The sequence below is a fragment of the uncultured Rhodococcus sp. genome, assembly GCF_963525155.1.
Classification (GTDB): Bacteria; Actinomycetota; Actinomycetes; order Mycobacteriales; family Mycobacteriaceae; genus Rhodococcus_F; species Rhodococcus_F qingshengii.
In genome coordinates, this window is sequence record NZ_CAURKP010000213.1 from 1 (window position 1) to 8139 (window position 8139).

An 8139-nucleotide genomic window follows, 5' to 3' on the forward strand; every position below is an offset into this window, starting at 1 on the left:
CACAACCGGTATCCGGTTGTCATCACCGGATCGGCAACGCCCAGGATGTCCATCTTTCCGTCGCCGTCACCGTCCTTGCCGTATGCCGTCCACGCTGCGGTGGTGAAGCGGCCAGGCCCGCGCCCACCTTCCGGTGAGATGTCGGTATCGGGTCCGTACTTGAATCCGTTCTCGACCGAGTACAGCGAGGCGATCACCGCGGGCGTGATCTCCGAGCACAGAGCACCGGCCTTTTTGATCCACGGCGCGAACACTGCCACCGCTCCCACGGGCGCCAATGTCGCTCCCGGAAAGTTGGAGGGTACGGAAGGCACGATTCCCTCAGGTGTGTCCTGAGTTCGTGCCGGTCCGTTCCAGGCTGCAAGTGAGACTGCAGCATTCGAAGACTCGTTCTTCTCGACTTGTGCGGGCGCTCCGAGAGTTCCACTCATCACGCCCAGTGCGGTGCCGATCGACACAGCGATCGCCAGGACACCGACTGCCATCCGAACCTCCGATAAACCTCTGAAAATCCATGTACGTGGTCGTACCCGAAACTTGTCGGTGCGAACATCTACTCTTTCGAACATGCATTCGACACGGCTCAGTCTCGCGACTCCTGTAACCAATGTCTCATTTATCTCGGCGGGCGTTACGCAAATGACTACAGACGCCAAGGCTTTTCTCAGGTTCGGCGTGCAAGCTGAGTCCATGAGCGACGATCGGCCACGACCCGCCCGGGGACGCACTACGGTGTATCGACCCGTTCGCCTCGCCCTCGCAGCCACGGCTGTGGCGGGAGCACTCGCAAGCGGCGGACTTTCACTCGTTTCTTCTCCCACTGCCACGGCACTCGCGCCGGACACGTCGGCTTCTCACACCAAGAATCCCGTAGCGAAGCGGCCCGTCGTGGTCGCCGGATTCGGAACCCCGGACGCCGTCTCCAACGGTTCGTGAGTACTCCGCGCTCGGCCTCCGAGTGGCTCACGTGGGGGGTTCAGGCCCGGGTCGTCGTCACCGACCCTGAAGTCCTTCCCTCCGCGGCCAGCCTGGTTCGCGGGTACCTCACCGCTGCCGACGCCGCCACCAATCGAGATCGTGCCGACTCCGAGATTCGTACCTATGTCAGCGCCGCGAGCAACGTCGACGGCGTCGCCGTGACCCCGATGTTCGCGCACTTCCTCGAAGACGCGTTGGCTGTCGCACGACTGACCGACGGCAAACTCACGCCGACGGCCGGGTCGGCAGACCCTCACTCCTGGTGGAAGATTCGCGTCGAGAACAACCGCGTGTACAGCCCGGACGACGTCGTTCTCGATCTGTCCGCGACGGCCCGCGCCAGTTCAGCGGACCACTGTGCCGCGTCCACTGCGACTCTTCTCGGGTGTGGCGTGCTGGTCGGCCTCGGCGGGGACATCGCGGTTGCCGGCCCGGCGCCGGAAGACGGCTGGCAGATTCAGGTGCAAGACCTGCCCGGCGACCCGACCTGCCAGGTAGCACTTCCTTCCGACTGCGGGATCGCCACGGCCAGCACCGTCAAGCCACTGCACCGCGAATCGACGGCGACGCCGATGTGGCGCACGGTGTCGGTGATTGCATCTTCCTGCGCCCAGGCCGCCGCATTCAGTCGGGTTGCGGTCGGCATGGGCGGTTCGGCCATCGACTGGCTACATCAACTCGACGTACCCGCCAGGCTGGTCGACCAGGAGTATCGCGTGACGGTTCTGGGCGGCTGGCCTGACGAGTAACTCGCCTCAGTTCTGCAGTCGTACTGCGTAACCGGCGCGGTCGAAGGCCGTCAGAAGTTCCGCCTTGTTGTCCGGACCACGCGTCTCGACGGTGAGGAAGACTTCCACTTCGTCGAGTGCAAGTTCGCCACCGGTACGGGAATGGATGACATCGACCACGCTGGCGCCGTTCGCTCGAACCACTTCCAGCAACGAGACCAGTGCGCCCGGCCGATCGTCGATGGTGATGTGAACACCGAGGAACCGTCCGGCCGCTCGCAGACCGTGCGAGATGACGTGCGTGAGAAGTAGCGGATCGATGTTGCCGCCGGAAAGCACGGCGCACACCGGCCCTGTCAGTCCCAGCTCCTCCGGAGTACAGGTCATCAAGGCCGCGACGGCCGCGACGCCGGCCGGTTCGACGATGAGCTTGGCGCGTTCGAGGCACAGCAGGAGCGCTTTGGACAGCGCTTCCTCGCTGACCGTCACCACGGCGTCGACATGGGCGGCAACTTCGGCGAACGGAACCTCGCCAGGGCAGCCAACGGCGATACCGTCTGCCATCGTGGACATCGACGCCAAGGCGGTCGGCTTCCCGGCTGCCAACGACGCCGGCCAGGCAGCCGCGGTCTCGGCCTGCACTCCGACGATGCGGACCTGCGGGCGTACAGCTTTGACTGCTGCGGCCACTCCGGCGATCAAACCGCCGCCGCCGGTGGGAACGAGAATCGTGCCGACCTCGGGCAGTTGCTCGAGGATTTCGAGCCCCACAGTCCCCTGCCCCGCCACGACGTCCTCGTGGTCGAACGGGTGGACCAGAACTGCTCCGGTTCGGTCCGCGAATTCGCGAGCGGCCACGAGCGCTTCGTCGACAGTCGAACCGTGCAGGTGGACCTGAGCTCCATATGCCTTGGTGGCCACCAACTTCGGCAGCGGCGCACCCGTCGGCATGAAGACGGTCGACTTGATTCCCAATTCTGTTGCAGACCAGGCAACTCCCTGCGCATGGTTACCGGCACTGGCCGCCACCACGCCCGCTGCCCGTTCCTCTGCGGAAAGATTGGCAATGCGGTTGTACGCACCGCGCGGTTTGAAAGAGCCGGTGCGCTGCAGATTTTCACATTTCAAGCTCACGGCGAAGCCGGTGGTTTCGGACAACACTCGCGAGGCTACGACCGGGGTGCGTCGCATGACCGGGGCGAGCAGTTGCTGTGCAGCCTTTATCTGTTCGAGATTCACGCATGCCTCCAGAAAGTGCGCCTCCACACCCTCGTGAGGTGTGAAGGCGCACTGCAGATTCGAAGTCGAATTACTGTAGAGCGAAGATCAGGACAGCGCTTGCTCGATGTCGCCGACCAGATCGGAGGCGTCTTCGATGCCGACCGACAGGCGAACCAGATCGTCGGGAACCTCGAGAGCGGAACCGGCCGTCGAGGCGTGGGTCATCGCACCGGGGAATTCGATGAGGGATTCGACTCCGCCGAGAGATTCTGCCAGCGTGAAGATCTCGGTGCGCGAGCACAGGTCGAGAGCCGCCGCCTTGCCGCCCTTGAGGCGGACGGAGATCATGCCGCCGAAGCGTCGCATCTGCTTGGCCGCGACCTTGTGCGACGGATGCGAAGCCAGTCCCGGATAGATGACGCCGGCAACCGCGGGGTGACCGTCGAGCAATTCGACGACCTTCTCCGCGTTGTCGCTGTGACGCTCCATGCGCAGCGCCAGTGTCTTGATTCCGCGCAATGTCAGGAACGCGTCGAACGGGCCGGGAACGCCGCCGGATCCGTTCTGCAGGAAGGCGAACGCGGTGTCCAGTTCTTCGTCGTTGCAGACGAGAGCGCCACCGACCACGTCGGAGTGTCCGCCGATGTACTTGGTCGTGGAGTGCAGCGCGATGTCGGCACCGAGCTGCAGCGGCTGCTGCAGGTACGGCGACGCGAAGGTGTTGTCCACCACGATCTTTGCGTTGCCCTCGTGGGCGACCTCGGCAAGGAGCTCGATGTCACCGATATTGAGCAGCGGGTTCGTGGGCGTCTCGACCCAGACCAGCTTGGTGTTGGACTTCATCGCCGCGCGCACCGCATCGACGTCGGACACCGGAGCCGGGGTGTACTCGATCCCCCACTGCGTGAAGACCTTGTCGATGAGGCGGAAGGTTCCGCCGTACGCGTCGTCGGGGATGACCAGGTGATCGCCCGGTCGAAGTACCGAACGGAGCAGGCAGTCGGTGGCCGCCATTCCCGAACTGAACGCTCGGCCGTAGGTTCCGGATTCGAGCGCTGCGAGGTTCGCCTCGAGTGGGCGACGGGTGGGGTTACCCGTTCGCGCGTACTCGAAGCCACTGCGCATTCCACCGACGCCGTCCTGGGCGAAGGTGGAACTCGCGTAGATCGGCACGTTGACCGCACCGGTCAGCGGATCGGGTTCGTAACCCGCATGCACCGCTTTCGTGGAGAAACCCTGCCAGCTGATGTTGTCGGCCTTGCTGCGTTGCTCACTCATGGTCCCCAGCCTAATGGCGCCGGTGCCGGCGCAGGAATCCGAACTCAGGAATCCGAACTCAGGAAACCCAGGAGATCGTGGCGCGTGATGACACCGACCGGCTTGCCGTCGTCGACGACCATGAGTGCGTCGGTGTCACCGAGCGCCTTCGTGGCAGCCGAGACCGGCTCGCCGGAACCGATGAGCGGGAACGGCTTGCTCATGTGCTTCTCGACGGAATCCGCAAGGTGCGCACGGCCTTCGAAGACCGCGCTCAGCAGATCCCGCTCGGACACACTTCCGGCGACCTCGCCCGCCATGACCGGCGGTTCCGCACCCACGACGGGCATCTGGGACACGCCGTACTCGCGCAGGATCTCGATCGCATCGCGCAGGGTCTCCGACGGGTGGGTGTGAACGAGGTCCGGCAGCTCGCCCGACTTGCCACGCAGAACGTCGCCGACGGTGGGGACGTTGGTCTTGCCGTCGAGTGGGGTGCGCAGGAATCCGTACGACGCCATCCACTGATCGTTGAAGATCTTGGACAGGTAGCCGCGGCCACCGTCCGGGAGGAGGACGACGATCAGGGCGTCGGGGCCCTCACGCTTGGCTACTTCGAGGGCAGCGACGACGGCCATACCGCAGGAACCGCCGACCAGCAGTCCCTCCTCGCGGGCGAGGCGACGCGTCATCTCGAAGGAATCGGCATCCGAGACGGCGATGATCTCGTCCGGGATGGACGGGTCGTATGCCGACGGCCAGAAGTCTTCGCCGACGCCTTCGACCAGATACGGACGACCGGTGCCGCCGGAGTAGACGGAGCCCTCGGGGTCTGCGCCGATGACCTTGACCTTGCCGCCCGAAACTTCCTTGAGGTAGCGGCCGGTGCCGGTGATGGTGCCGCCGGTGCCGACGCCCGCGACGAAGTGCGTGATCTTGCCGTCGGTGTCGGCCCAGATCTCGGGGCCGGTGGTCTCGTAGTGGCTCTCCGGTCCGCCCGGGTTGGAGTACTGGTTGGGCTTCCAGGCGCCGGGGATCTCACGGGTGAGGCGGTCGGAGACGCTGTAGTAGCTGTTCGGGTTGTCCGGCGCGACGGCCGTGGGGCACACGACCACCTCGGCGCCGTAGGCGCGCAGGACGTTGCGCTTGTCTTCGCTGACCTTGTCTGGGCAGACGAAAACGCACTTGTATCCACGCTTTTGCGCCACGAGCGCCAAGCCGATTCCGGTGTTGCCCGAGGTCGGCTCGACGATGGTGCCGCCCGGCTTCAGTTCACCCGAAGCCTCGGCTGCGTCGATCATCTTGACGGCGATGCGGTCCTTGGAGCTACCGCCAGGGTTGAGGTATTCGACCTTGGCTGCCACCGTGCCGAAGTTTTCGCCCGTGACGGACGTGAGCTTGACGAGTGGGGTGTTGCCGATGAGGTCGACGACGTGTTCCGCGATGCGCATTCGTCCATGTTCCCAGATGAAAGAAAACGGTGCGCGCGGACGTCGGGCGAAGGTGGTGCAATCCGGCTAGATTGGCAAGTGTGAGTCGAACCGGACTGAAAGCGTCGGTGGCCACGGTGGTGGCCGGATCGAGTGCAGGCACGCTCTCCTGGTTGGGCTACAACTATCTGATGTCGCAGGCGGGGGCGGCCCGCGGGGTGATCGGTCGCAATATCGCCAAGCCACCCGAGGCGGACGGGGTGTACGCACCCGGCGCCGACAACCCGGAACTCTGGTGGCGGGCCGTGCCCTTCGATCTCCACTTGATGATCTTCGGCGATTCGTCTGCGGCCGGCGTCGGCGCGCTGACGGCCTCGGAAGTACCGGGTGTTCAGGTCGCGAAGCTGCTTGCGAGTGAAACCGGGAAGCGAATCCGTTTGAGCACCAAGGCCATCGGGGGCGCCACCTCCCGCGGGTTGAGTGGGCAGGTTGACGCCATGTTCGTCGCCGGTCCTCCCCCGGACGCTGCGGTGATCCTGATCGGCGCCAACGACGTCACCGCCAAGAACGCGATTCACGCGTCGGCTAAACGCCTCGGCGACGCGGTTCGACGCTTACGCGAGAGCGGCGCCGTCGTTGTTGTCGGCACCTGCCCGGATCTGGGGGTGGTCACGGCGATCCCGCAACCTCTGCGCTCCGTGGTGCGTGAATGGGGCCATCGCCTCGCACTCGCCCAGGCGGCCGCGACCAGAAACGCCGGGGGTCATCCCGTTCCACTGGCCGACCTGCTGGCCAAGGAATTCCTGGCCTCGCCCGACACGATGTTCTCGGCCGACCGTTTCCATCCGTCCGCGGCCGGATACGAACTCGCGGCGAAGCAGATCGTCCCGGTTCTCGCGTCGGCTCTGGGTGAATGGCAGGGTGGCCCGCTACCCGAGCTCCCCCACGTTTCGGAGGCGGCGCAAGCCCGCACCGTCGCGGCCCGACTGACGGCGGCGGCAACCCAGTGGAAAGCCTTCGCGAGACGCACCAAACCCGCAGGTCAGCGCCCCGACGTCAACTGAGTGAGACTGCGTGACCACCATCTGGGAGCAGCAACGTAAATTGTAAGTCGAAGCTGCATTCAACTTGCCCTGCTCGACGGCGTTTCAAGCCGCCCTCGAGCAGTACACAAAAGGAGTTTTCATGCCCGAGGCAGTAATCGTCTCAGCAGTACGGTCGCCCATCGGCCGCGCAATGAAGGGTTCGCTCAAGGACATCCGCCCGGATGACCTCGCAACTCAGATGGTTGCCGCCGCGTTGGCAAAGATCCCCGAGCTCGACCCCACCGAGATCGACGACCTCATGCTCGGTTGCGGCCAGCCCGCCGGTCAGTCGGGCTTCAACATCGCCCGCGTCGTCGCCGTCCAGCTCGGCTACGACTTCCTCCCCGGTGTCACGGTCAACCGTTACTGTTCCTCCTCGCTGCAGACCACCCGCATGGCTCTGCACGCCATCCGCGCAGGCGAGGGCGACGTCTTCATCTCCGCCGGCGTCGAGTCCGTCTCCAGCTTCATCACCGGCAACGCCGACGGCCTCCCCAACACCAAGAATCCGCTCTTCGACGCAGCGCAGGCCCGTAGCGCCAAGCTCGCCGAAGGTGGAGTCGCCTGGACCGATCCTCGCGAAGAGGGCCTGATCCCCGACGTGTACCTGGGTATGGGCCAGACCGCGGAGAACGTCGCTTCCGCCACCGGAATCACCCGCGAAGACCAGGACCGCTGGGCAGTTCGCAGCCAGAACCGCGCCGAGGAAGCCATCGCTCGCGGCTTCTTCGAGCGTGAGATCACGCCCGTCACGCTCGCCGACGGCACCGTCGTCTCCAAGGACGACGGCCCCCGCGCCGGCACCACCTACGAGGGCATCAGCGGCCTCAAGCCCGTCTTCCGCCCCGACGGCACCGTCACCGCCGGCAATGCCTGCCCGCTCAACGACGGCGCAGCCGCACTGGTGATCATGTCCGACACCAAGGCAAAGGCACTCGGCCTGACCCCGCTCGCTCGCATCGTCTCCACCGGCGTCTCGGGCCTGTCCCCCGAGATCATGGGCCTCGGCCCGATCCAGGCCGTCAAGAACGCCCTGAAGATCGCCGGCAAGTCGATCTCCGACATCGACCTGTTCGAGATCAACGAGGCATTCGCAGTGCAGGTCCTCGGATCCGCTCGCGAACTGGGCATCGAAGAGGACAAGCTCAACATCTCCGGTGGCGCGATCGCCCTGGGTCACCCCTTCGGTATGACCGGTGCCCGTATCACCAACACCCTGATCAACAACCTGCAGGAGCAGGACAAGACCTTCGGCGTCGAGACCATGTGTGTCGGCGGCGGACAGGGCATGGCAATGGTGATCGAGCGCCTCAGCTGATCCCCTGAGCACGTCGAAAGCGGCCGCCCGGGGGGGGGCGGGGGGGCCCGTTTCGGGGGTGGGGGGTGCGGTGGTGGTGAACATGCCCTGCACAATTCCCCAAGGCGGGTTGCACGAGGGCG

At 65.2% G+C, this 8139-nt stretch carries 7 protein-coding genes and 1 pseudogene; 4 read left to right on the forward strand and 4 right to left on the reverse strand.

Annotation, left to right across the window (positions count from 1 at the left end; genetic code table 11):
• A pseudogene (locus tag RWT78_RS25930) lies at positions 1 to 485 on the reverse strand (hypothetical protein); the annotation flags it as partial.
• A 205-nt stretch (positions 486 to 690) separates the two neighbouring features.
• On the opposite strand from RWT78_RS25930, the gene RWT78_RS25935 reads away from it, so the two are divergent.
• Both RWT78_RS25935 and RWT78_RS25940 read left to right on the forward strand, forming a co-directional pair.
• Positions 691 to 936 (forward strand): hypothetical protein, encoded by a 246-nt coding sequence (locus tag RWT78_RS25935; RefSeq protein ID WP_153211881.1) that lies wholly within the window; start codon positions 691 to 693, stop codon positions 934 to 936.
• Positions 933 to 1727, forward strand: coding sequence for an FAD:protein FMN transferase (locus RWT78_RS25940; RefSeq protein ID WP_003943281.1), 795 nt, complete (start codon positions 933 to 935; stop codon positions 1725 to 1727). The genes RWT78_RS25935 and RWT78_RS25940 overlap by 4 nt, the downstream gene beginning before the upstream one ends.
• A 6-nt stretch (positions 1728 to 1733) precedes the next feature.
• Here RWT78_RS25940 and ilvA read toward each other — a convergent pair whose 3' ends face one another.
• The 3 genes from ilvA to RWT78_RS25955 form a co-directional block, all read right to left on the reverse strand.
• The gene (gene ilvA / locus RWT78_RS25945; RefSeq protein WP_223304414.1) at positions 1734 to 2897 is read right to left on the reverse strand and encodes a threonine ammonia-lyase; all 1164 of its coding nucleotides are present in this window, start codon (positions 2895 to 2897) and stop codon (positions 1734 to 1736) included.
• 135 nt (positions 2898 to 3032) lie between these two features.
• Entirely contained in the window at positions 3033 to 4205 is a 1173-nt protein-coding gene (locus tag RWT78_RS25950; RefSeq protein ID WP_003943272.1) for a cystathionine gamma-synthase, read from the reverse strand.
• 44 nt (positions 4206 to 4249) lie between these two features.
• Positions 4250 to 5635 (reverse strand): cystathionine beta-synthase, encoded by a 1386-nt coding sequence (locus RWT78_RS25955; protein ID WP_003943292.1) that lies wholly within the window; start codon positions 5633 to 5635, stop codon positions 4250 to 4252.
• A gap of 71 nt (positions 5636 to 5706) precedes the next feature.
• Between RWT78_RS25955 and RWT78_RS25960 the strand changes: the two genes are divergently transcribed.
• Together RWT78_RS25960 and RWT78_RS25965 are read left to right on the forward strand one after the other, a co-directional pair.
• Entirely contained in the window at positions 5707 to 6678 is a 972-nt protein-coding gene (locus tag RWT78_RS25960) for an SGNH/GDSL hydrolase family protein (protein WP_042448870.1), read from the forward strand.
• A gap of 121 nt (positions 6679 to 6799) precedes the next feature.
• Positions 6800 to 8017 carry an acetyl-CoA C-acetyltransferase gene (locus tag RWT78_RS25965; protein WP_019744600.1) on the forward strand — a complete coding sequence of 406 codons (1218 nt, stop codon included), beginning with the start codon at positions 6800 to 6802 and terminating at the stop codon, positions 8015 to 8017.
• Positions 8018 to 8139 lie beyond the last annotated feature (122 nt).